Genomic DNA, 21,764 nt, shown 5'->3' on the forward strand with positions numbered 1-21,764 from the left:
GTTGGTCGGGATCAGGTTTATGTGCGTATCTCCTGGACGAAGTCTGGGGGTGTTCGTCGCCGTCGGCTTCCTTTGCGTGATGCTGGCGTGCAACGGAGTGTCTGCGATAACCCCTGGTATTCATGATGCAACCCGTCGCGTGTTGTTCATCAGCTCGTATCATCCACAATTCCCCACGTTTTCTGAGCAGGTCAGGGGGCTTAACAGCGCCTTCGACGGGCAGAACATTGAGCTCGATATCGAGTTCATGGACAGCAAGCGCCTCAGCAGTCCCGTGCACTATCAACGCTTTTACGAATTATTGAAGGGAAAGTTACAAGCGCTGCCTTCCTATGAGCTATTGATTGTGGGCGATGATAATGCGCTTCACTTTGCTCTGGAGCGACAAGCGGAACTCTTCGCCGCGACGCCAATCGTCTTTTTCGGCGTCAATGACGAACGTCTCGCCGCTAGTCTCAGCGGAAGAAGTGGGGTGACTGGCGTTGTTGAGGCTATTTCAATGGACGACACAGTGCAGTTGATGCGGCGCTTATATGGCCCTAAGGCGCCGATTACCGTGATTACGGACGCGACGACCACCGGGCGCAACGATCTTGGTAGTTTCATTCACTTCATGACGAGAAGTCAGGACCGCAACTTTCGGGTGCTGTCATTGGAGCAACTGAGTTTTGGTGAGCTTTATGCGGAGCTGCGCGGAATACCCACCAATGAGCCTGTGCTTCTGATCTCTCTGTTCCGGGACAAGAATGGCGCAACCCTTGAGTTTCAGAAAAGCCTGTCTTTGATCCGCGATCATCTGAAAGCGCCTTTGTTTCATTTATGGATGCATGGTATCGGCCAAGGCATTCTGGGAGGGAAAGTCGTCTCTCATTTTGAACAGGCGCGTGTCGCCGCCGATATCGGACTGAGGGCGCTCAGGGGCGAAACGGTGGGTGATATCCCGGTCGTAACCGATAGCCCAAACCGCTACGTGTTTGATTATCGTGAGATGCTGCGGTTTGATATTGGAGAGGATGAGTTGCCGGCGGACAGCGTGTTGCTGTTTCGACCGGTGACCTTGTATCAGCAGCACAAGACGTTGTTTTGGGGTGTTGTGCTGGTTGTCGGCTTTCTCGCGTTGTTGGTTATGCTGCTGATCGTCAGTTTGCGTATGCGGGTGAGAACCCAACGTGAAGTCATGAAAATCAATGTGGATCTTGAGTCCAAAGTAAAGGAGCGTACGGAACAACTGGAGGAGAAAAACACGCAGCTCAGTCTGGTGCAGGCGATCGCCCAACTAGGCTCTTTTGAGTATCTGCCTGAACAATGGAGCGTATGCTGCAACGCGGAGTTTTGCTCTATGGTTGGATTGCCTTTTGAAGCTAGAAGCCTCAGCGTTGAAGCTTTTATGAGCTTTATCCATCCCTCGGATCGGGATGAGCTGCGTAATGCGACGGAGCGCGCCTTGAAGATCAATCAACCTTTTCATGGCTGCCTGCGCACCATTCGTAAAGACGGTTCACTCTGCTATTTCAATTACACCAGCCGTCCCATTACCCACCGGGATGGGCGCACCTCCATTCTGGGATCGGTGATCGACGTCACCCAGCTGAAAGAGGCGGAGTCCCGCTTCAAAGAAATGGCGAACCATGATGATCTGACTGGTCTCGCCAATCGGCGCCTGTTGGATGAGCTGTTCACCAAAGCGGAACATATGGCCAGACGATGCGCGAACGAAATTGTGGTTCTGTATTGTGATCTGGACAAGTTCAAGCCGATCAATGATCAATACGGACATGATGTCGGCGATGCGGTTTTGGTGGCGGTGGCGCAGCGCTTGCGGGAAAGCTTTCGCGAGTCGGATACGGTGGCGAGAATTGGTGGCGACGAGTTTGTCGTTCTGTTGAATGGGCACTGTTCCAAAGATCAGCTCCACGGCATTATCCATAAGACCAAACACAGCCTGCGTGGTCCTATTCATATCAAAAACGTCAGCTGTAACCTGGACGTCAGCATCGGGTACGCCGCCTATCCAGGAGACGGCGTTTGCCTGGATACATTGTTGAACGTGGCGGACAGCAGGATGTACCAGGAAAAGCAATATTCGTGATCATTTGTAATACTCAGGGAACCTTCGGCGAGCAGCCCGGTCTAACTGTGCAATTCAATATATCTAGAGGAAATAACAATGCCGAACGCGCTAATCATGCCTTTTCAATGGGGAATCAAGGCAGTGGAGATGTTGCAGCCAGTTTATTTGCTGGCCATCCGGATTTACCTGGCGAAAATCTATTTCATGTCCGGAATGACCAAGATAAAGAGCTGGAGCACCACATTGGCGTTGTTTGAGTATGAGTACTCCGTTCCTGTTGTTTCTCCCGCTTTCGCCGCTTATTCCTCTACGGCGGTTGAGCTGATCTGCTCTGTTCTGTTGGTGGTGGGCTTGGGCGCCCGTGTCGGCGCGGCTGGCTTGTTGGCGTTGAGTATCGTCGGTATCTACTCTGCGGCTGAGTTAATTGGTGCAGTGGGAGTGAAAGAGCTGTTGTTCTGGGGCGGGCTGCTATCTGTGATTGTCGCTTACGGTCCTGGTTTACTGTCTGCGGATCATTGGCTACGTAAACGTTATTTGCCGACCGCCTGATTCCAATAACTGACCGAAAAAAGGGAGCTGTACTAGCTCCCTTTTTTAATGCTTAAGGAATATATCCGGCGATAAATCCTGCTTGTATGCATTGTTGTAGTAGGCTGCCCAAGTCGGCTTCCGGGAAGTTTTCGGCGAACCGCTCACACACCTCTTCAAAGTCAGAGAGTTCCTCGATGAACAGCAGAAAACGGAAAGTGGGCGCGTCCAAAGGATCTATTCTGGCGCTCCATTCCGGACGCCAGACCATCAAGTAAAAGTTGTCCTCAGATAACTCGACGGAGGCAAGATCTCCACCGGGTTGATGCGCAGCCCATATTTCATGCGCCGGGTAAGCGCATTGCAAAAGCGTGGCGTTTGCAGGCAGGCGAAACTGTAGCGGAAGACCTTGAGCGCAGTAGTCATTGAACTGCGCCCAATCATCACTGACATGATCGTCTGCTTCTTCCGCAATATGGATCAGCAACTCCAGCTTGGCTACATCAGTAAGAAATTCGATATGTTGAAGAGGCGTAAAATCAGCGAGAAAGGCGACAAATGCGGCGCCAAACTCTGTGAAGGAGTTTTCTTTAGAGGGAACTTCTGCAAAATAGCGGCGACTCGTCGCGCGGAAGCACTCTTCTCCTAACAGTTCCTGGCAGACTGGAAACATAGTCTGCAAAGCGCGGACATGGGTTTCCCGTAAACTGTCGCGATAGATATCCACACAGGTGCGTGCGTTCAAGCTGGTTTTGTCCTTGACCTGCAAGCACTCGCCTTGCTGGCGAATCTCCGCGAGCATACTGAGTTGTAAATCACGCAGCGACATCTACTTCCTCCAACATGCGCTGAGCGATTGCGGCCTCGGCGGCGACTTCTTCAAAGCCGGGAATATCATTATCCCGCTCAATAAGAGTCGGCCTTGCGCCAATGGTTCTCAGGGCGTATTCATACAAATCCCAGACGCGCTGGTCCACCGGGGCTCCGTGGGTATCAAGGAGGTGGGTCTTCTTGTCTTCGAACCCCGCCAAATGGTATTCAGCTACACGCTGTGCAGGAATCGCGTCGATATAAGTGCGCGGGTCAAATTCATGATTGATGGCGCTGACGTAGATATTATTGATGTCGAGTAACAGCAGGCAATCCGCTTCTTCTGCAATCTGACGCAGAAAATCCCACTCGCTCATGCAAGAGCTGTCATAAGTGAGATAACTGGACACGTTTTCCAGCAGAATCCGGGTCTCAAAAGTATCCTGCGCGATTTTTATGCGTTCAGCGACATGGCGTATGGTTTCCTCCGTATATGGCAGCGGCATGAGCTCATGCAAATCGACGCCGTGGACAGAGGTCCAACAAAGATGTTCTGAGATCCAGGCCGGGCGTAACTCACGGCTCAAGGTTTGGAGTTTGCGTAAATAGTCCTTATCTAACGGCTCTGTGCCGCCCAAAGACATTCCGACACCGTGTAATGCGACAGGGTAGATAGAGGCTATATCAAGCAGGCGCTTTTTGGCTACGCCGCCAGCAGTCAGGTAGTTGTCGGTGAGGGCTTCGAACCAGGGAAGAGAAGGGCGTTTTTCGAGGATATGACCGAAGTGGCAAGAGCGGAGGCCGATTCCCGCTCCGGAAATCGGCCCAGTCGCCTGCCGCCAAAGCGGCATTGGAATCATGACTTAACTTTGCCGCCTGACAGTTTTTCGCAAGTACCGGCGGGAACATAGATCCACTCATCAGATGCATTGTCTGCTGTAGACTGGCCTGCACAACCATGGCTGCCTGCGGCGCAATCATTCATGCCTGCTTTTACGACGCCTGCGCATTTTTCGAAACCTGGTTTGGCTGCGTTTGCGGAACCTGCAACGCCCAGAGCAAGAACGGCTGCGATAGCGGTGGCTGCGGCAGTATTTTTAGCTTTCATCTACTTTATCCTTTAACTGATTTAGTTTGATAAATTGCAATGCACTGAATGTTTGGTGCTGGCAATTTTGACCTGCTGCGAAGAAAAAAGTTCACAACACTTCTGCAACGAAGCCAATTCTTTGATTAACTTTCCTTAACCAGCAGTTTTCGACGGCGTATAACCTTCACTTCTGTTCGAGGCGGCTGCGACGAATTCTGGGCTGGGTATCGGGAATTATAGGGCCTGACGTGTTGGCGGGCTAGAATGGTTTCACGGGCGGATCGTATAAGCGCGCACAGTGTGGTCGGGTCCATGCTGGTTGGCACGTTGAATGGCGTTATCTGGCTGAGCTCGCCACCAGTGAGTTTAAATGCGACCTTTAAGCCTGAGCTGTGCTCAGCCTCCTGCATGATAGAGTCTATCTCCCAATCCATATTTCCCCTCCAACTTAAAGTCTGAGTCCTAACCGCCGGAATCTAAACGGTTAATAAAACTTGAGATTGTAGGGAGATTTCCCGGATTTACATCAGGAACATGGACGAGTGCGTTCTGTCTGAACTGCCTATGACTTAGGCTTATAAAGAGAGGATATTGGTGAGGAAATAATAAGAGGGAAGCGGCTTTGGGCTGACAAATAAAAATGCGGAGGGGCCGAAGCCCATCCGCACTTTCTGCTGGTTAGCGAAAAAACTATTACAGTTTTTTGCCAGCTTCCAGGTCGTAACCAACGCGCTCTGGAGTTTTGCCAGCGTGCTTCTTGTCAGAAGCAGTGTAAGACATGGTCACTTTAGAGAAGCTCAGAGATACTGACTCGCTAGGAGCGGACTCTGCGCCAGCGGAAACGCTGTAGCTGCTGATCATTACGTCTTCCATTTCGTAGGAAACGTATTTTTCGATTTTGTCAGCTTGGGTGCGAACGATGTCGACCACAACTTTAACGCCAGCAGTACCAGTCAAAGACTCTTTGAACAGACCGGAAGAAGCGCTGTCCATCAGCTTGGAAACGGAGATTTCGCTGATGCTAGGACGAGTAGCTTCGCGGTTGGACATATGGCCTGCTTCCATAGTGATGTGGCGACCAACGCCGAATTGGAAGCTGTCCAGACGAATCCAGTCTTTGTAGCCTTCAGCAGTTACGTTGCCTTTAACTTTCAGACCGTCGTAGTTCATGTAAATAGCCATGGTGTATTCCCTATTCTGTAGTTTACGAATGTTTTGTGATCGACATTATATAAAGCGTCTATCAATTGGAAATGCCGTCAAAAAATTTCATGAAAAAGTAAATTTTTTTCAGAGGCCTGCGGCATCCCGTTGAGACAGCATAATAGAGAAGAGGGTAAAGGGTGGCAATACGTAAAATCCTTATTTTTTAATAACTTAAATCGACTCTGACACTATTTAATTGTAAAGGGAGTACGACTTTTACTCCACTCTGATGGCTTTATTTTGACCAAATTCAGTTCACTCTGACCCTATTTATTTTGTTGAGAGTGTAATGATGTCCTTAAATTACTTATATGCCTGTATCTTCACTCTGTCCCCATTTTTTAAATCACTCTGACACTATTTAATTTGTCCTGATATAAATTCCAGTTATTCACTCTGAGTATTATTAATTGAAATTATTTTTATGCGCTTTCGTAAGAGGGGTTGTAACTAAAATAAAACTAATCAAAAGGCATAATCCTATTGTTTTATCTGGGTGGTGTTAACAATGAATTTAAGTTGGATTTTGCCGGCGCGATGAATGGTCTGTATATATTTTGTTCGCTATGGGCGTAAGGAAAATAAATGTAGGAAGCAGGTAACGGAAGAAAACGAAATTATTCGCGAATGGAATTGATTGAGGGAGAGAGGCTTATTCGAGAAGACTGGTCGTCACCAGCTTCTCGAGGTCAACGTGAGCGGTTCGAAAGCGCCGGACTTGTTGAGCTGAAGAGCCCAGACGTTTTCGCTGGCCTGATGATCAATGGAACTGAAAGAAATCAACTCTCCAATCCCGAGGTCAATATCTCTCAGGCTTTCCAGTGTGGAGACCATTGTTTCCGTATTAAAGTTGCGACCAGCCCGCTGTAAGGCTTCGGTAAATAGTGATGCGGCCAGATAGCCTTCAAGGGATTGCGCGTCAGGTTTGTGATTTGGGAAGTAGCGCTGCATAGCCTGACGGTGGCGCAGGACACCGGTTGCATACGAATGCACTGGAGGGGTTGCCTGGGTTGCGATAAGTCCGGCTGTGTGCGGCGCTTCCAGACTTTTTAAGTCTTGCGCCAGCGCATCAGTGCTGGCGGAGGATACAACGGCGATTCGTCCTTCCCAACCTGCTTTGCGGATGCGATTAATTGTTCTCGCTGTGGCGGCATAGTTGCCGATAACGACCAGGGCCTGAATTTCACTTTGCTCTTGGAGAAAAAGGCGGGCAGGACCTTCGATTTGCTCTATATAGGGCTGGTAGGTGAACTGCGGAATATCCCGTGCGTGCACATTATAGAAAGCGAGAGCCCGCTCCATTCCAGCAAGCCCGTCACGTCCGGAGGCGGTGTCTTCATAAAGTACGGCGATTCGGCTGGGTTCAACTTCCTGAATATCCACAAAGTGGCGCACGATAGCGAAGGTTTCATCTGCATATCCAACCCGGAAATTAAAAACGTAACGATCAGGGGGATTGCGGCGTAGCGCAGCCGCGCCGGATTGCACGCCGATCACCAGCGTCTGTTGCTCCATAATCGCCGGGAGGAGGACTTCCGGTGCGCCAATATTGCCAATAAGAGCGAATGAGCCGTTCTGTGATAGCAGCGTTTGCATGTTGATACGGGACTTCAGCGGCTGATTCGCGTCGTCGAAGGCCTGTAATGTCAGCATACGCCCATGTATGCCGCCGTTGGCGTTGAGTTCTTCAAAACGGGCCTGCACTCCGCGTCTGGCGGAACTGCCTTGCGCTTGGCCATCTTCACCTATTGGGGCGCTCATGCCTATGCGAATCTCATTCTCGTTCACACCCCGTGGCGCGGACCAACCATTAAGCCCTGCGTTCAGATCGGACAGCTGGTAGCGTACTTTTGGCGATAACAGGCTGGCTGATAACAAGCCCATGACAATGGCGGCCCCAGCAAAAAAGTATTTAACTGCGGCGGGGATACGGAATGCCTTGCGCTTCTTAGACTCGTGCGCCTGGGGCAATTGCGTTGCAATACCGGAATGAGACTGGCTGGTTGTGCCGGATGTTCCATTACGAGTGAGATGAAGCGACTTGGTCAGTGTGGTTGAGTCTACTTCAATAGGCTGACTGAAGGCGCGCTCTTCTCTTGAATGAGCGGGGTCAACCAGTGTCGCCGGGTTCATATCTTCTACATGGCCGATGGCGCCGGCGGCTTTAAAGGCTGATTGAAACTTCTTCGCCTGACTTAGATTCAGGTTCTTGCGAACGATAATACGCTTACCGCTGAACATTTTTTTCAGGCCGGCGTCACTGATGGAAAACTTGGTCTTCAGTTTTTTCAGGACGACGGCGCGTTCGACGCCTTCCGCCAGTTCGCCTGCAAAGACAAACGCGTAAGTGGTCAGGTTGACCAGCTTCAGGCCGTGATCATTGCTGTTGCGTACGGCGTTTCGCGCCCGCAATTGCAGGTCGCGGACCATATCAAGGCAGTTTTCGTAGCGATCCGCAGGGTCAATCGCCATGGCTTTGGTGAGCACAGGCTCCAGTATTTTATTGCGCGGGTCAGCCAGCTCTTTATCACTTAAGGGCTGCGGCAGGTATTTGCGCTGTTGCGCCATGATGTGGTGATGCGTCTCGCCATTGAAAGGACGCTCGCCCGTGATGCAGTAATAAAGGACGGCGCCGAGCGCATAGATATCCGCACGTCCGTCGATGTCTTTTGAGCTGTCGATCTGTTCTGGGGCGAGATAGCCCGGCGTACCCACCACCAGGCCCATTTGGGTGTATTGCAGATCCTGCTCTTCCAGGGGTTTGCTGATGCCGAAGTCGAGCAGCTTGGCGACGGAATGATTGCCCGATACCTTGGCTACCATGATGTTGCCGGGCTTGAGATCACGATGGACAATATTGAGCTGATGCGCCGCCTGCAGACCTGCGGCCATCTGTTCGATAAGCCAGACGACATTTTCCAGCGGCAGTCCGTTCCCGTGCTTTTCCATGAGGTCGGACAGGACTTCTCCTTGCAGAAACTCCGCCACCAGATACAGCATATTGTCTTCGGTGGCGCCGAAGTCGAATACCTGCATGACATTGGGGTGATTTAGCTGACTCGCGATGCGGGCTTCGCGATAGAAGAGCTGGATATAGCCCACATTCGGAGCGCCAGAGCGCAATACTTTGACGACGACCAGCCGGTCCAGCGACAACTGACGGGCGACATAAACCCGGCTCATGCCGCCATCGGCCAGGAGATATTCCAGGCGGTACATGCCTTTAAGCACGCGGCCGATCATTGAGTCGGCCGCGTTATAGCTCGCGGCGTCCTCGAACGAGGCGGGCGCCGGAGTGTCTGTTGTGAACTTTGCAATAGCCGTCATCAACGTCCCTATTCAGATCTGGACAAATTATTCTGTCTCCCATCCGGACAAAAGCGGGGTGGGCGCGTTGACGCCGGAAGATTCCGCGGAGACTGAAGGATGGTTTTGGATTCCAACTGCCGGGCCTAAGTGTGTGGCCGGAATCTGTTCAAAGTCGATTCAACTTTGATCAGTTTTTATCTTGCCTGATATTCTCTCATATTTATTTAGTGAGTATGGTCTAGGCTATTCGGGTGAGGTGCGAGAGCCCATGGAATGGGGCTTCCGTGAAAAATAAAGGCGGCATTCAGGCCGCCTTTTTTGACGAGATTTTACAAAGTTGTCACGTTTTGTCTGCGAATAATTTTTGGATGCTGGAAAAGTCCAGCTGTCCGGACCCCTGTCTGCTGTGCGCTTGATACAGAGACTTGGCCAAGCCGCCCATTGGCGTGCTGGAGCGGCTTTGAATAGCCGCCTCCAAAGCCAGGCCGAGATCTTTGTTCATCAGATTAACGGCGAAGCCGCCTTCATATTCGCGACCGGCAGGCGCGTTTTCCATAACGCCAGGATAGGGGTTGTAGAGTTCCAAAGACCAGTTTCTGCCTGAGCTTTTCAGCATGATGTCGGAAAGCACCTTAGGATCGAGTCCCAGATTGACGCCCAGCTGGAGCGCTTCCGCAGTTCCGATCATGTGAACGGCCAACAGCATATTGTTGCAGATCTTTGCGGCTTGTCCGGCCCCGTGATCGCCTGCGTGGAACAGGTTTTTACCCATTGCTGACAGAGCTGGCTGCGCTTTTTCCAGATCCTGAGGCGAGCCTCCGATAATGAAGGTCAGCGTCCCCGCTGTGGCTCCCGCTGTGCCGCCGGAAACTGGCGCGTCCAACATGGCGAAGCCTTTTTTGCTGGCTTCCGCAGCGATGCGGCGGGATGTCTCTGGTGCGATAGTGGAGCAATCGATTAGCAAAGGGCGCTCGGTAAGCTGGTTCAGCAGGCCGTTCTCGCCTAGATAGACAGCTTCAGAGTGCTCACTGGCCGGCAACATAGTAATTACCGCATCGACGCCTTGGGCGGCCTCCAGGGCGCTGCTGCAAGCGGTGGCGCCCGCCTTCTCTGCGGCGGAGACTGCATCTTTGACTAAGTCGAAAACACGTAACTCAAATCCGGCTTTCAGCAGGTTGTGAGCCATAGGGCCACCCATGTGCCCGAGGCCGATAAATCCGATAGTTTTCATGGTTTCCCTCCAGATTGTTATTTTTGTCTGGGTGATTAATTGAAGGTCCGGGACCGTTGCTTGTGCTTACAGTACTGCTAAGTCATGCAAGGGACTGATGTCCCAAGGGGAAGAGAAGAATTCATCCACCCACGCCTCCGGAACATCCGCAAAAGACGGGTAACGCCATTGCGGTTTGAAGTCTTTATCAATGAGCAGGGCTCGCACGCCTTCGCGGAACTCGGGGTGCATTGTACACTGCACCGCCATAATCAGTTCACGTTTGAAGACGTCGGGCAAGCTCAGGCCGCCGCCCTCGTGAATTTGCCGCCATACAAGATGCGCGGTGGTCGGGCAGCCGTTACGCAGAGATTTCTGCGCTTTGCCAACCCATTCATCCACGGTGGGGTAGTTCAGAATGGCATCCACCACCTGAGTGACGGAGTCGCCCTGGGTAACCTGCTTGATCATGGCGCGATGATGCGCCACCTGACCGCCCGGACGTTGCGACTGATGCTGCTCATTCCAGGAGCGCAGCAGTTGCGTGACGCGAGTATGGTTGCTTTCAGGGCTGCTCCATGAGGTTCGGGTCAGCGCTTGTAGAAAGGCTTCCTTTTGCGCATGGGGTAAAAAGCCGTCGGCCCAACCCAGCTCAAGCGCATCAGCGGCGTTACAGGCGGCGCCGGTCAGTCCCAGATAAAGGCCTGCTCCGTCGGGCATGCGGTTGAGGAACCAGGTGCCGCCGACATCGGGAAAGAGCCCGATGGTCACTTCAGGCATGGCGATACGGGAAGACTCCGTGACAATGCGGTGACTGGCTCCTGCCATCAGACCCAGTCCGCCGCCCATAACGATGCCGTTGCCCCAGCAGACGACAGGTTTAGGATAGACGTGAATGAGGTAGTCGAGACGATACTCCCGCGTGAAGAACTCTTCTGCGTAAGCCGGCGGACCCTCGCCTGCGTCGCACATGGATTCATACATCTGCACGATATCGCCGCCGGCGCAGAAGGCTTTATCGCCCGCCCCCTGCATAAATACCGCGACGATTTTGTCGTCCAGCCGCCATTCCTGCATGACGCTGTACATCGACTCGATCATGCTCAGCTTCAACGCGTTGAGCGATTTCTCCACGTTCAGGGTGATCACGCCGATGCGGTGACCATCGCTGCATTCGCGTTCTTCAAATAAAACAGGTTTTTCGCTCATTCCACTCTCTTCCATCTATTCAATATTGTCAGGCGTCGCCTTCTAGCGGTTTTTCCATTGCGGCGAGCGTTTTCCGAGGAAAGCGTTTACACCCTCTTTCTGGTCTTCGGTATCAAACAGATCCACAAACAGTTCTCTTTCTACCGGCAGGCCCATACGTTGCGGCGCGCTGCGGGCGGACTGAATCAGTTCTTTACAGGCGCGCACTGCGGGCGGACTCTGACGCGCGACTTTTTCCGCCCAAGCCAGTGCGGTCTCGCGGGCGGCGCCTTTTTCCACGACCGCTTCCACCAGTCCGATATTCAGCGCGGTTTCAGCGTTGATTCGCTCGCCCATCAATATCATGCGCTTCGCCCAGCCTTCGCCGACCAGCCAGGGTAGATTCTGTGTGCCTCCCGCGCAGGGCAGCAGGCCAACGCTGGCCTCGGGCAGCGCCATTTGCGCATGAGTTTCGGCGATGCGCAGGTCGCAGGCGAGCGCGCACTCCAAGCCGCCGCCCATGGCGTAGCCGTTGATTGCGGCGATGGATACGCCGCGGTAGTTGGATAGGGTTTCGAATGCTTCGCCAAAGATACGCGCCATGTGGCGCGCTCTGGCTTTGTCTCCATCGGAGAACAGGTTCAGGTCTGCGCCGGCGGAGAAGAATTTTTCGCCTTGCCCGGTGATCACCAGCGCATAAACGTCTTTGTTGTCATTGAGTTGCTGAATTAACGCCTTGAGCGCCGGCAGACTGGTTTCATCCCAGGTGTTGGCGGGCGGGTTGGCGATAGTGAGCACGGCGGTGCGCTCAATGATTTCAAGTTGGAGTTTCTCGGTGCCTGTCATTAGCGAATAGTCTCCATGGCGTGTTCGAGGAGTAGGCGGCGTGCGATGATGACGCGCATGATTTCGTTGGTTCCTTCCAGAATCTGGTGCACCCGGCTGTCGCGAACGAAGCGTTCCAGCGGATATTCCTTGATGTAGCCATAGCCGCCGTGGATTTGCAATGCGTCATTACAGACCTTGAAGCCGGCGTCTGTCGCGAAGCGTTTGGCCATGGCGCTATAGGTGGAGGCTTCCGGGTGTTTGGAGTCCAGTTTGAACGCAGCGAGTCGCACCATCTGGCGAGCCGCCACTAAATCCGTAGCCATATCCGCCAGTTTGAACTGCAGCGCTTGAAAGTCGGACAGCTTGCGCCCGAACTGCTCACGCTCCTGCATATAACGCTGCGCGGTTTCCAGCGCCGCCTGGGCGGTGCCGATGGAACAGGTTGCGATATTTATGCGACCGCCATCGAGCCCCATCATCGCAAACTTGAAGCCTTCGCCTTCCGCCCCAAGGCGGTTGGTCTGGGGAATGCGCACATTATCGAAGGTAATCGCGCGGGTAGGCTGGCTGTTCCAGCCCATTTTGTCTTCCTTACGGCCGTAGGTGACGCCGGGGGCGTCAGCGGGCACGACCAGCGCGGACACGCCTTTGGCCCCGGGTTCACCGGTGCGCGCCATCACCACCAGCACATCCGTGCTGCCGGCGCCGGAAATAAACATCTTGGAGCCGTTGATAACGTAGTCGGAGCCGTCTTTCTTCGCAGAGGTGCGTAAAGAGGCGGCGTCTGAACCTGCGTTGGGCTCAGTGAGGCAATAGGAAGCCAGCAGCTCGCCGGAGACTAATTTGGGCAGCCAGGCCTGACGCAACTCATCATGGCCAAAGCTGGCGATCATCCAGGTGGCCATGTTGTGAATGGTCAGGTAAGCGGTGGTGGAGGTGCAGCCGCGTGACAGCTCTTCGAAGATGATCGAGCTGTCCAGACGGGGCAGGCCCAGGCCTCCCCATTCCTCCGGGGTATACAGAGACAGAAAGCCCATTTCGCCCGCTTTGCGGATTGTCTCCACAGGGAAGTGGGCGGTGGCGTCCCACTCAGCGGCGAAGGGCGCCAGTTCTTTCTCGGCGAAGGCGCGGGCGCTGTCGCGGAAAGCAATTTGCTGTTCGGATAGTTCAAAATTCACGATACATACACTCTTAACAGTTGCCTATCACCGCATCCTTACCGCATTTGAATGGTCAGGTTGGGGCCTTGCACTTCTTCGCCGTGATGGAACCAACGGCTGATCACGGTTTTGGTCTCGGTGTAGAAACGCACCGCCTGTTTGCCGTAGGCATGCTGGTCGCCATAGAAAGAGTTACGCCAGCCGGTGAAGGAGAAGAAGGGGAGAGGCACAGGAATAGGGATGTTGATGCCGACTTGTCCCACTTGCACATTGCGCTGGAAGTGGCGCGCCGCCCCGCCGGAATTGGTGAACAGCGAGACGCCGTTGCCGAAGGGGTTGTCATTGATCAGCTTGAGGGCGTCGTCAATGGTGTCCACTTGCATGGCGAGCAGCACTGGGCCGAAGATTTCCTCACGATAGATCGTCATTTCCGGGGTGACCTTGCTGAACAGCGTTGGACCAACCCAGTTGCCTTCCGGGAAATCCGGGTGGGTGAAACTGGAGCCGTCGAGAAGACACTGTGCGCCTTCTTCTTTGCCCTTGGCGAGCAGACCCAACACGCGATCTCTGGAACCGCGACTGATCAGCGGGCCGTAGCCGGCGGCTTCGTCATTCCAGGCGCCGGGTTTCACTTCCGCCATAGAAGCTTTGAGTTCGTCCAGCCACTGTGCGGATTCGCCCACGAATACCGCGACGGAGATGGCCATGCAGCGTTGCCCAGCAGCGCCGACGGAGGCGCCGGTTAGGTGCGAAATAACCTGCTTCTTGTCCGCATCCGGCATGATGACCATGTGGTTTTTGGCGCCGGTCATACATTGCACCCGTTTCAGGTGCTGTGTGCCGGTGCGATAGATATGCTGTCCGACAGGCGCTGAGCCGACGAAGGAGATGGCTTTGATGTCTGGATGCGTCAGCAGCATGTCTACTTGCTCGCGGTCGCCGTGCAGAACTTGCAGTACGCCTTTGGGAAAGCCCGCTTCGTCAAACAGTTGCGCGATGCGCATGGGAGTGAGCGGGTCCTGCTCTGAGGGTTTGAGCACGAAGGTGTTGCCGCAGGCCAGCGCCATGGGGAACATCCATAGGGGAATCATCGCCGGGAAATTGAACGGCGTGATGCCGGCGCAAACGCCAAGCGGGTGCATGTAGGAGCTGGTATCGATATCCCGCGCCACGTTCTCAACGGTTTCGCCCATCATCATGGAAGGGATGTTGCAGGCATGTTCTACGACTTCGATGCCGCGCCATACATCGCCCTTGGCGTCGGCGAAAATCTTGCCGGTTTCCTGACTGAGAATTTCTGCTATTTCGTCCTGGTTCTGCTTGAGAAGTTGCACGAACTTCATCATCAGGCGCGCCCTGTCGATGACGGGGACGTCCTTCCAGGTTTCGAACGCCTGTTTGGCGCTGGCTACCGCCCGGTTGACTTCGTCCGGGGTGGCGCAGGGAGTGTCGGCCAGATTCAGCTGGGTGGCCGGATTCAGGTTCGGGATGTGGCGGGTGGCTGCGCTTTCCGTAAATGAGCCGTCTATATATAACGGGACCCTGGTTTGCATTTTGGGACTCCTTGTAATCTTATTTTTATGGATAGAATGAGCCTGCTCTGGAAGATGTCACACGGTCTTCCTCTACGCTCTGAGCCTTGGCTCGCATAGGTCCATTCTAGACCTTATGGCGGCGCAACGGCATTGCAGAATCCACCACGGGAATTAGCCATAACCGCCAAGAGGTAACGTAAATGCGTTATTTAAAAAGAGAAAATCTTGTGGCTGCGGGCGCTAAACGGAATAGCCAGGAAACGTTTTAAGGAAGCGGCGGTAGCGCGAAGGGCCCGAAGTATGCGAGTAAACGCCGTTAAGTTTTTAGCGCTTCCAAGCGGTTGTGTTTTGAGAGTGAAGGGGCGTTTGGAGGAAGTAAGGGCAGCAACTGACATTGAGTCAGTTGCTTGAGTAATCTGGACGAGTGTCCGATCAGGCGTCAGCGGTGGAGGAGGCTCCTGTGTCTCCCGCTTCGACGGTGGCTGCGTCGCGCTTTTCCTGCGCGCGCTTGATCATGTGGTTAAGTACGGTGCGAACAGTATAGGTTATGCCGAACAACGTCAGGGCCGCAGCTAGAGTTGATTCGATAGGCGCTTCCAATAACATGGTTTCTCCCGAGATTTAAGATGAAAACTTTGGTTAGCGCACTGACTGCATCGAGCTAACCAAAGCTTTCCTCCTGTGTGTTAGTGAAAATTTAACGTTCTCAAGGAGTAAACGGCTGTTCGAAAAAGCGGCCGCAGAATAACCAATTAGAGCGGGCGGTTCAAGGCGGAGCTTTGTTAAATTGTGCAAAGCTTGGCCTTTTTGATGCTTTTGTATACAAGGATAAAAGTGGCAAGTTTATGTTTTTGATAAAGAAATTCATTAGTTACTGGGCAATGCCCTTACCCCTTGCTTTGCTGATCTCATTTATTGCGCTAATGATGCTGATCAGGGGGCGCAGACGAAAATTGGCGCTGGGAATGCTCGGCGTAGTTTGGCTGGGATTGCTCACTATCAGCACCCCCTGGTTCTCTGACAAAGTGATGGAGCCGCTGGAGAGTCAGTATCCACCCTACGCCGGTCAGGAGGTGCGCTATGTGGTGGTGCTGGGCGGTTATCATGAGTCGGATTCGAGTCTTCCTATCACCAGTTATATAGAGGGCGATGCGATATATCGCATTATTGAGGGAATACGGGTGGCTCTGCTTAATCCGGAGGCGAGGCTGCTGGTGTCCGGCTATGCGCGTACGGACCCTCTCTCTAACGCGGAAGCCTACGCGAGACTGGCGGAGTCGCTGGGTTTTCCCAGTGAACGGATCGATCTGCAGGAAGATCCTCGGGATACCCATGAAGAGGCTCTGGCGGCGCAGGCGCGAATGGGGGATCAGCCATTCGCGCTGGTGACCTCGGCTTACCATATGCCCCGGGCGATGCAGCTATTTGAAGGCGTGGGACTGCATCCCATTCCAGCGCCCACAGGACATACCATCAAACATCATCAGGAACTGGATTGGCGACGCTTTCGGCCGGCGCTCGGGGGACTGGCCGCGACACAGAAGGCCTGGCACGAATATTTAGGCGCGTTGTGGGCCAAGCTGGTCGCAAGCATAAATTGAAATGGATCAAAAAACGGGCGTGTCTCCCGACGCTCCGTGGCGGCGATGCTATGCTTAAAACATTCTCGCTTCGAAGATGTTGACGCACGCTTCCTACTAGATTTCAAACTGAGCTGAAGACTGATGTTTAACAGGGAATATCGCAACGCACGCTTCCTGATAGTGGACGGCAATACCCAATTGCGTCTGGCTCTGGAGAAAATGCTGAAATCATTCGGCGCCTGGTACATAGATATGGCGGCGGATGGCGATGAGGCTATCAACAAGTGCGAGCATGGACTGTTCGACGTCGTCATCTGCGACTACCAGCTTTCGGGCAGAAATGGTCAGCATGTTCTGGAAGAGCTGCGAGAGCGCAAAATTCTGCGTTACACCTCCCTGTTTGTCATGATGTCGGCGGAAACCACCCGGGAAATGGTGCTGGCGGCTATCGATCATCAACCTGACGCATACATCAACAAACCGATCACATCCGATGTCTTAAAGCAGCGTCTGGATAACTTGCTGGTGGACAACGAGGTGTTATATGAACTGAAGCACGCCATCGATATGGAGCGCTGGAGCGAAGCGATTTCCCGTTGCGAAGAAAAAATCGCCCGTGGCAGCAAGTACCTGCGCTGGTGTGAAAAAACCGTGGCGGAGCTGTACTTCCAGACCGGCGCGCTCAATGAGGCGCTGCGGGTGTATCAACAGGTGCTGTCGGAACGCACGCTGATCTGGGCGCAGGTTGGGGTAGCCAGAGTCTATATCGCCCAGGCGGATTACGATTTAGCGGAAGAATTACTGCGCAAGGTGGTGGAGGCGGCTCCAAACTGTCTCGTGGCCTATGACTTGCTGGCGCGGGTGCTGGTGGACACACACCGGGGTAAAGAAGCGCAGGAATGGCTGGTGGATGCGGTGGGTTTATCGCCGACGGCCATCCTCAGGCATGCCAGGCTGGGGGATATCGCCTGGGAAAATCAGGATGTGGACTGCGCGGTTGAGGCGTTTCGTAATGCGGTTGAGCTGGGACGCAAAAGCATCTTTGACAGGCTCGACAACCATCTGGGATTTTCCCGTAGTCTCTGTGAACGCGCCGGCGCGCAGCCAAAAGTCATGCGTGAAGCGGCGCTGCAGGAAACCTTTGAAGTCCTGCGTAATATGGACGAGCGCTTTGTCATGAACGACACCGCGCGTTTTCAATATGAAGTGGTGGCGGCGAAGGCCTGCTGCATGTTGAAGCATGAAGAGGAGCGGGACGAGCGACTGGCGCTGGCGGAGACCCTGTATCAATCGGTTGGATTCAACCTGCCAAGCTCACGGGTCATGGAGTACGCTCAGGTGCTGCTGGCCAGTGGCAAAGATCTGGAGGCGGAGTTCATCCTGTCGCAATTGTCATTGATGCACGGGGATGAACCGGAGCTGCAAAAACGTATTGAGGAAATGCGTGACGAGCCGGTCAGTCCGGCGGCGCGGCAAAAAGCGGCGGAACTGAATAAACAGGGGATTAAGCTGGCCGAACAGGAAGACTTCAAAGGCGCTGTCGCGGCCTTTAACGAGGCGCTGGAGTACTCCGCCAGACATCCTGCCTTAAATCTGAATCTGGCTCAGGTGTTGCTGAAGCAGCTAAGTTCATCTCCCGGTGACGGCGCGGCGCGTAGAGCCTGCGCCGCCTGTTTTGACCGCATTGTGCATATCAAGCCCACGCACAAGCAGTATCCCCGCTTTCAACACCTGCGCAGCAAGTTCGAGGGTACTCATGGCGGTGGCGTCGAGGCGCAGAGCGCCGGATAGCAGTCAGTCGTTAAGGTCAGATCCAGCCTCGTAGGTGCTGCTCGCAGAGTTCCTGTAACAGTTCGATATGCTCCGGTTCTGCATTTAGGGCGGGGATGTAGTGAAAATCCTTGCCGCCAGCCTGTTCATACAAGCCCCGGTTTTCTTCTTCGATCTCTTCCAGCGTCTCCAGGCAATCTGCGGAGAAGCCGGGACAGATAACATCCAAGGCTTCGCAGCCGTTGGCGCCCAGTTCGGTAACGGTGGCGTCGGTGTAAGGCTTCAGCCACTCCGCTGTTCCAACCCGGGATTGAAAGCTCATCAGCCATTGCGATTCATCCAGCTTCAACTCTCTCGCTACGGCGAGGGCGGTTTCTTCCGCATCACGACGGTAAGGATCGCCTTTTTCCACGTAAGCTTTGGGCAGCCCGTGGAAGGAGAACAATAATTTGCCCTGACGCCCTCTCACCCGCCAGTGGGCGCGCACGCTATCCACCAGAGAAGAGATATAGGCGGGGTGGTTGTGGTAGCGCTTGACGAAGCGAAGCTCTGGAATGTCGCGCATCTTCGCCAGCGCCTGAGCCAGCGCGTCGAAGCTGGCGGCGGTGGTGGTGGCGGAGTATTGCGGATACAAGGGCAGCACAAGTACCTTTTCGATGCCCTGGCGTTGCAGCGCTGCGAGCTTGTCCGGCAGGGATGGCGCGCCATAGGTCATGGCGAAATCCACCAGCACGCGGGCGCCCAGCTCTTGTCCCAATGCGTTTTGCAGTCCGCAGGCTTGTTGTTGCGTGATGGTTTTGATCGGCGAGCCCTTTGGCGTCCAGATTTTGCGATAGTTGGGAATGAGTTTTCTGGGACGCAAACGGAGAATGACCAGATTCAGGATCGCCCACCAGATCAGGCGCGGGACCTCGATCACTCTGGGATCGCTGAGGAACTGCTTCAGGTAACGGCGTATGGCGGGGGCGTCTGGGGCGTCCGGCGTGCCCAGGTTGACAAGCAGCACGGCGCTCCGGGTGTTATCGGGACTAATGATCATTCAGATAGGCATTCCAGCTAAGGGATATTAATTTTATATCGGGAGAGCGCTTTGAAAACTGCAATGCGTCAATGCAAGCGCGCAGTTTGAATATTTACAATTGCGATCCCGAGCGTATGGCGTTGAATTATAGCGCCTTCGCAGAACGAAATGTGTCTACGCTTCCCATGCGCGGACGGATCATTTTCGACGTCCAGACAACCGTTCAAGCATAAGTTTTTGGCGGCTGGTGGGCGGCGAGCGACCTATGCTATAAAGGCTTGACAAAAATTCCAACACTCCAAGAAGGAGAATTACTGATGAGAGTAGCCAAGAAAGTCCCTTTAATCCTGGCCGGCATGGCTTCCATACTGCTTTCCGTGTCCGCACAAGCGGCGGACGCTGCAGCGGGCAAAGCTAAGTCTGCAGTCTGCGCGGCATGCCACGGCGCGGACGGCAAGGCAATTATCCCAACTTATCCCAACCTGGCGGGCCAGAACGAGCAGTATCTGGTGGAGGCGTTGAAAGCCTACCGCAGCAAAAACCGTAATGGCGGTCAGGCGGTTATCATGCAAGGTCAGGCGGCGGCGTTGTCTGACGACGATATCGCCAATCTGGCTGCGTATTTCTCCAGCATGAAGTAAACTGACCTTTCGCGCAGCCGCGGATCAACGGCTGCGCTTGTCCCGCTCCAACCACTTTCAAGTCCCAGATTTCCGCCGTCTTTCCTTCGTCCTCCCATATATCTTCATGATTCAGGCGCTTTCCTTCCTTGAGCTTGTCTTTACGCCATGGATAATTAGCGCCGTTACGCTGATTATCGCTGCCAAAGGAGTTAAAACAGGGCGTTATGACAGAACAGACAGTCAGACAGCAAACCGATGTGACGGCAGCCGATTTTGATTCCGGAGAATATATGCCTATCAGGGGCGAGCGACCTATCGTCGCCAGGGCCCGTGAATTTTCCAGCGGATATCGGGTTACGCCGCATAAACACGAGTGTTGCCAGCTTATTTTCGCCACGTCTGGCGTGATGGAGCTGGTCACCGACGAGGGGGTATGGCTGATACCCCCGCAACGGGCGGTGTGGATGCCGCCCAATGTGGAGCATGGCATGCGCGCCCGTGGCGACGTGTCCCTGCGCACCATGTACATCCAGCCCCATGCCTGTCCCGTGAGCTTTCCGCAAAAGCCGCGCACGCTGCAGATATCGCCGTTGCTGAGGGAGTTGATCATTCGTGCGATGCGAGTTCCCAGCAATTACGACGAAGGTGGCCGGGATGGTCGAATTATGTCACTGATTTTAGAGGAAATTGAATGGTCTGATGAGCGCCCGTTACGACTTCCCGCCACCCGCGATTCCCGCTTGCAGAACCTGTGTCGGGCTATCCTGGCCAATCCGGCTGATCCGCGCGAGCTGAAAGATTGGTCGACTGTAATCGGGGCGTCCGAACGTACGCTGTCCCGTTTGTTTCGCAATGAGCTGGGAGTGTCTTATCAATACTGGCGCCAGCAGGTCGCCGCGCTCAACGCAATCCCCCGTCTCGCCGCCGGCGACCCGGTGACACTGATCGCTGCGGATCTTGGCTACGAAACGCCGGGCGCCTTTTCCGCTATGTTTCGACGCATTATGGGCGTCGCTCCCAGTCTTTATTTTCAGCGCCAACCAGAAAGATGACTTTTTGTTAGGTTTGTCTGGTTCGGCGTAAACATTGGCTTCTCTCAGGAAGTAGGGCGGGCTGCACAGGCGTAAGATCGCCGTGGTGAAGGAAAATTTATCAGGGATATGAGAGACAGCGGCTATGCGCCTGAGCACATTGGAGATATATGGCGGTAAACCTGAAAGCGCTGAAACGGTTCTTGTTTATGTGCCTGGCAAAGAACGTGGGATACGGGCGAGTGAGCTGGCGAACTTTCTGCGACTAGATGGGGTTGTTTATGTTTCTGCATCTGTGTGGCGAAGACATGCGCAACTCTGTTGTCCGTCACATGCTGATCCTTCTGACTCTTTTTGGATTAGCGATGCGGTCACGGTTGTGTCAAATCTAATTGATGATTTGCTGGCGAGGGTGAATAAACGGGCGCACATTGTTTTGGTGGGGGTCCGTGAAGGCGCGAGTGTCGTAGCTGAATATCTATACCGTAATTCCACGCAGCTTGACGCAGTTGCCTTTTTAAACGGAGTCGCGTTAAGCGAAAAGAACGTTGCTGAATACTGCGTTGAAGACTTGGAAGGGCTTCCTATGTTGATCACCCTGAGAGACCTTGAAGCAAGGGTTTTGATGCAAAAAGCATGGGAGGCGGCGGTTATTTTTGAGGATATGGGCGCGCAGGTGGATATTCGCGTGTATCCCAACGATGGCTTAATCGAAGAAGGATATGAAATCCAGGCCCTTGGGTCATTGATGCAGAGGCAGTTAAGAATAAAGGGAGAGAGTTTCAATGCCTATCACTGAAA

19 protein-coding genes are annotated in these 21,764 nt (G+C 53.8%); 7 read left to right on the plus strand and 12 right to left on the minus strand.

All coding sequences use genetic code 11. The annotated features are described in order from the left end of the window. Positions 1-19 precede the first annotated feature (19 nt). Positions 20-2,089, plus strand: a complete 2,070-nt coding sequence (locus ONV78_RS13720; protein ID WP_279503826.1) for a sensor domain-containing diguanylate cyclase — start codon at positions 20-22, stop codon at positions 2,087-2,089. 78 nt (positions 2,090-2,167) lie between these two features. Next, positions 2,168-2,620 carry a DoxX family protein gene (locus ONV78_RS13725; RefSeq protein WP_127968222.1) on the plus strand — a complete coding sequence of 151 codons (453 nt, stop codon included), beginning with the start codon at positions 2,168-2,170 and terminating at the stop codon, positions 2,618-2,620. A 52-nt stretch (positions 2,621-2,672) separates the two neighbouring features. Here the strand turns inward: ONV78_RS13725 and ONV78_RS13730 are convergent, their stop codons facing one another. From ONV78_RS13730 to ONV78_RS13780, 11 genes are all read right to left on the minus strand, one after another. Further along, complete coding sequence (locus ONV78_RS13730) at positions 2,673-3,428, minus strand: DNA-binding domain-containing protein (RefSeq protein ID WP_216738841.1); 756 nt, start codon at positions 3,426-3,428, stop codon at positions 2,673-2,675. Further along, complete coding sequence (locus ONV78_RS13735) at positions 3,415-4,269, minus strand: DUF692 domain-containing protein (protein ID WP_279503828.1); 855 nt, start codon at positions 4,267-4,269, stop codon at positions 3,415-3,417. The genes ONV78_RS13730 and ONV78_RS13735 overlap by 14 nt, the downstream gene beginning before the upstream one ends. Continuing rightward, positions 4,266-4,517, minus strand: coding sequence for a DUF2282 domain-containing protein (locus ONV78_RS13740; RefSeq protein WP_127968225.1), 252 nt, complete (start codon positions 4,515-4,517; stop codon positions 4,266-4,268). Before ONV78_RS13740 ends, ONV78_RS13735 begins: the two co-directional genes overlap by 4 nt. Positions 4,518-5,192: 675 nt before the next feature. Beyond that, positions 5,193-5,681 carry a type VI secretion system tube protein Hcp gene (locus ONV78_RS13745; RefSeq protein WP_011394613.1) on the minus strand — a complete coding sequence of 163 codons (489 nt, stop codon included), beginning with the start codon at positions 5,679-5,681 and terminating at the stop codon, positions 5,193-5,195. A 696-nt stretch (positions 5,682-6,377) separates the two neighbouring features. Next, on the minus strand, positions 6,378-9,032 hold the full coding sequence (locus ONV78_RS13750; protein WP_279503836.1) for an ABC transporter substrate-binding protein: 2,655 nt from the start codon (positions 9,030-9,032) through the stop codon (positions 6,378-6,380). 322 nt (positions 9,033-9,354) lie between these two features. After that, the gene (gene mmsB, locus ONV78_RS13755) at positions 9,355-10,245 is read right to left on the minus strand and encodes a 3-hydroxyisobutyrate dehydrogenase (protein WP_279503837.1); all 891 of its coding nucleotides are present in this window, start codon (positions 10,243-10,245) and stop codon (positions 9,355-9,357) included. Between the two features lie 66 nt (positions 10,246-10,311). Then, positions 10,312-11,433, minus strand: coding sequence for an enoyl-CoA hydratase/isomerase family protein (locus ONV78_RS13760; protein WP_279503839.1), 1,122 nt, complete (start codon positions 11,431-11,433; stop codon positions 10,312-10,314). Positions 11,434-11,475: 42 nt separating this feature from the next. Further along, positions 11,476-12,258 (minus strand): enoyl-CoA hydratase, encoded by a 783-nt coding sequence (locus ONV78_RS13765; protein ID WP_279503841.1) that lies wholly within the window; start codon positions 12,256-12,258, stop codon positions 11,476-11,478. Beyond that, entirely contained in the window at positions 12,258-13,418 is a 1,161-nt protein-coding gene (locus tag ONV78_RS13770) for an acyl-CoA dehydrogenase family protein (RefSeq protein WP_279503843.1), read from the minus strand. The genes ONV78_RS13765 and ONV78_RS13770 overlap by 1 nt, the downstream gene beginning before the upstream one ends. Before the next feature lie 38 nt (positions 13,419-13,456). Next, positions 13,457-14,953, minus strand: a complete 1,497-nt coding sequence (locus ONV78_RS13775) for a CoA-acylating methylmalonate-semialdehyde dehydrogenase (protein ID WP_279503845.1) — start codon at positions 14,951-14,953, stop codon at positions 13,457-13,459. A gap of 414 nt (positions 14,954-15,367) precedes the next feature. Further along, positions 15,368-15,541 (minus strand): hypothetical protein, encoded by a 174-nt coding sequence (locus ONV78_RS13780; RefSeq protein WP_164887185.1) that lies wholly within the window; start codon positions 15,539-15,541, stop codon positions 15,368-15,370. Positions 15,542-15,900: 359 nt separating this feature from the next. Here ONV78_RS13780 and ONV78_RS13785 point away from each other — a divergent pair, with 359 nt between their 5' ends. Both ONV78_RS13785 and ONV78_RS13790 read left to right on the plus strand, forming a co-directional pair. Continuing rightward, a complete protein-coding gene (locus ONV78_RS13785) occupies positions 15,901-16,536 on the plus strand; it encodes an ElyC/SanA/YdcF family protein (RefSeq protein WP_279503846.1) in 636 nt (211 codons plus the stop codon). A 123-nt stretch (positions 16,537-16,659) separates the two neighbouring features. Beyond that, a complete protein-coding gene (locus tag ONV78_RS13790) occupies positions 16,660-18,309 on the plus strand; it encodes a response regulator (protein ID WP_279503847.1) in 1,650 nt (549 codons plus the stop codon). A 16-nt stretch (positions 18,310-18,325) separates the two neighbouring features. Here ONV78_RS13790 and hemH read toward each other — a convergent pair whose 3' ends face one another. Continuing rightward, on the minus strand, positions 18,326-19,327 hold the full coding sequence (hemH, locus tag ONV78_RS13795) for a ferrochelatase (protein WP_279503849.1): 1,002 nt from the start codon (positions 19,325-19,327) through the stop codon (positions 18,326-18,328). Between the two features lie 299 nt (positions 19,328-19,626). Between hemH and ONV78_RS13800 the strand changes: the two genes are divergently transcribed. The 3 genes from ONV78_RS13800 (at position 19,627) to ONV78_RS13810 (ending at position 21,762) form a co-directional block, all read left to right on the plus strand. Next, positions 19,627-19,950: a cytochrome c gene (locus ONV78_RS13800; protein WP_279503851.1), complete on the plus strand. Its 324-nt coding sequence runs from the start codon at positions 19,627-19,629 to the stop codon at positions 19,948-19,950. Positions 19,951-20,222: 272 nt separating this feature from the next. Further along, positions 20,223-20,984 carry a helix-turn-helix transcriptional regulator gene (locus ONV78_RS13805; RefSeq protein WP_279503852.1) on the plus strand — a complete coding sequence of 254 codons (762 nt, stop codon included), beginning with the start codon at positions 20,223-20,225 and terminating at the stop codon, positions 20,982-20,984. 124 nt (positions 20,985-21,108) lie between these two features. After that, on the plus strand, positions 21,109-21,762 hold the full coding sequence (locus ONV78_RS13810; protein ID WP_279503854.1) for a hypothetical protein: 654 nt from the start codon (positions 21,109-21,111) through the stop codon (positions 21,760-21,762). Positions 21,763-21,764 lie beyond the last annotated feature (2 nt).

This window comes from Hahella sp. CR1, assembly GCF_029813005.1.
GTDB lineage: Bacteria > Pseudomonadota > Gammaproteobacteria > Pseudomonadales > Oleiphilaceae > Hahella.

Excerpts from the sequence above, each read along its gene's own strand:
- ONV78_RS13775 (WP_279503845.1), bottom strand. The coding sequence starts at position 14,953 with ATGCAAACCAGGGTCCCGTTATATATAGACGGCTCATTTACGGAAAGC.
- ONV78_RS13740 (WP_127968225.1), bottom strand. The coding sequence starts at position 4,517 with ATGAAAGCTAAAAATACTGCCGCAGCCACCGCTATCGCAGCCGTTCTT.
- ONV78_RS13745 (WP_011394613.1), bottom strand. The coding sequence starts at position 5,681 with ATGGCTATTTACATGAACTACGACGGTCTGAAAGTTAAAGGCAACGTA.
- mmsB (WP_279503837.1), bottom strand. The coding sequence starts at position 10,245 with ATGAAAACTATCGGATTTATCGGCCTCGGGCACATGGGTGGCCCTATG.
- ONV78_RS13750 (WP_279503836.1), bottom strand. The coding sequence starts at position 9,032 with ATGACGGCTATTGCAAAGTTCACAACAGACACTCCGGCGCCCGCCTCG.
- ONV78_RS13730 (WP_216738841.1), bottom strand. The coding sequence starts at position 3,428 with ATGTCGCTGCGTGATTTACAACTCAGTATGCTCGCGGAGATTCGCCAG.
- ONV78_RS13800 (WP_279503851.1), top strand. The coding sequence starts at position 19,627 with ATGAGAGTAGCCAAGAAAGTCCCTTTAATCCTGGCCGGCATGGCTTCC.
- hemH (WP_279503849.1), bottom strand. The coding sequence starts at position 19,327 with ATGATCATTAGTCCCGATAACACCCGGAGCGCCGTGCTGCTTGTCAAC.
- ONV78_RS13790 (WP_279503847.1), top strand. The coding sequence starts at position 16,660 with ATGTTTAACAGGGAATATCGCAACGCACGCTTCCTGATAGTGGACGGC.
- ONV78_RS13720 (WP_279503826.1), top strand. The coding sequence starts at position 20 with ATGTGCGTATCTCCTGGACGAAGTCTGGGGGTGTTCGTCGCCGTCGGC.
- ONV78_RS13735 (WP_279503828.1), bottom strand. The coding sequence starts at position 4,269 with ATGATTCCAATGCCGCTTTGGCGGCAGGCGACTGGGCCGATTTCCGGA.
- ONV78_RS13810 (WP_279503854.1), top strand. The coding sequence starts at position 21,109 with ATGCGCCTGAGCACATTGGAGATATATGGCGGTAAACCTGAAAGCGCT.
- ONV78_RS13760 (WP_279503839.1), bottom strand. The coding sequence starts at position 11,433 with ATGAGCGAAAAACCTGTTTTATTTGAAGAACGCGAATGCAGCGATGGT.
- ONV78_RS13725 (WP_127968222.1), top strand. The coding sequence starts at position 2,168 with ATGCCGAACGCGCTAATCATGCCTTTTCAATGGGGAATCAAGGCAGTG.
- ONV78_RS13765 (WP_279503841.1), bottom strand. The coding sequence starts at position 12,258 with ATGACAGGCACCGAGAAACTCCAACTTGAAATCATTGAGCGCACCGCC.
- ONV78_RS13785 (WP_279503846.1), top strand. The coding sequence starts at position 15,901 with ATGCTCGGCGTAGTTTGGCTGGGATTGCTCACTATCAGCACCCCCTGG.
- ONV78_RS13805 (WP_279503852.1), top strand. The coding sequence starts at position 20,223 with ATGCCTATCAGGGGCGAGCGACCTATCGTCGCCAGGGCCCGTGAATTT.
- ONV78_RS13780 (WP_164887185.1), bottom strand. The coding sequence starts at position 15,541 with ATGTTATTGGAAGCGCCTATCGAATCAACTCTAGCTGCGGCCCTGACG.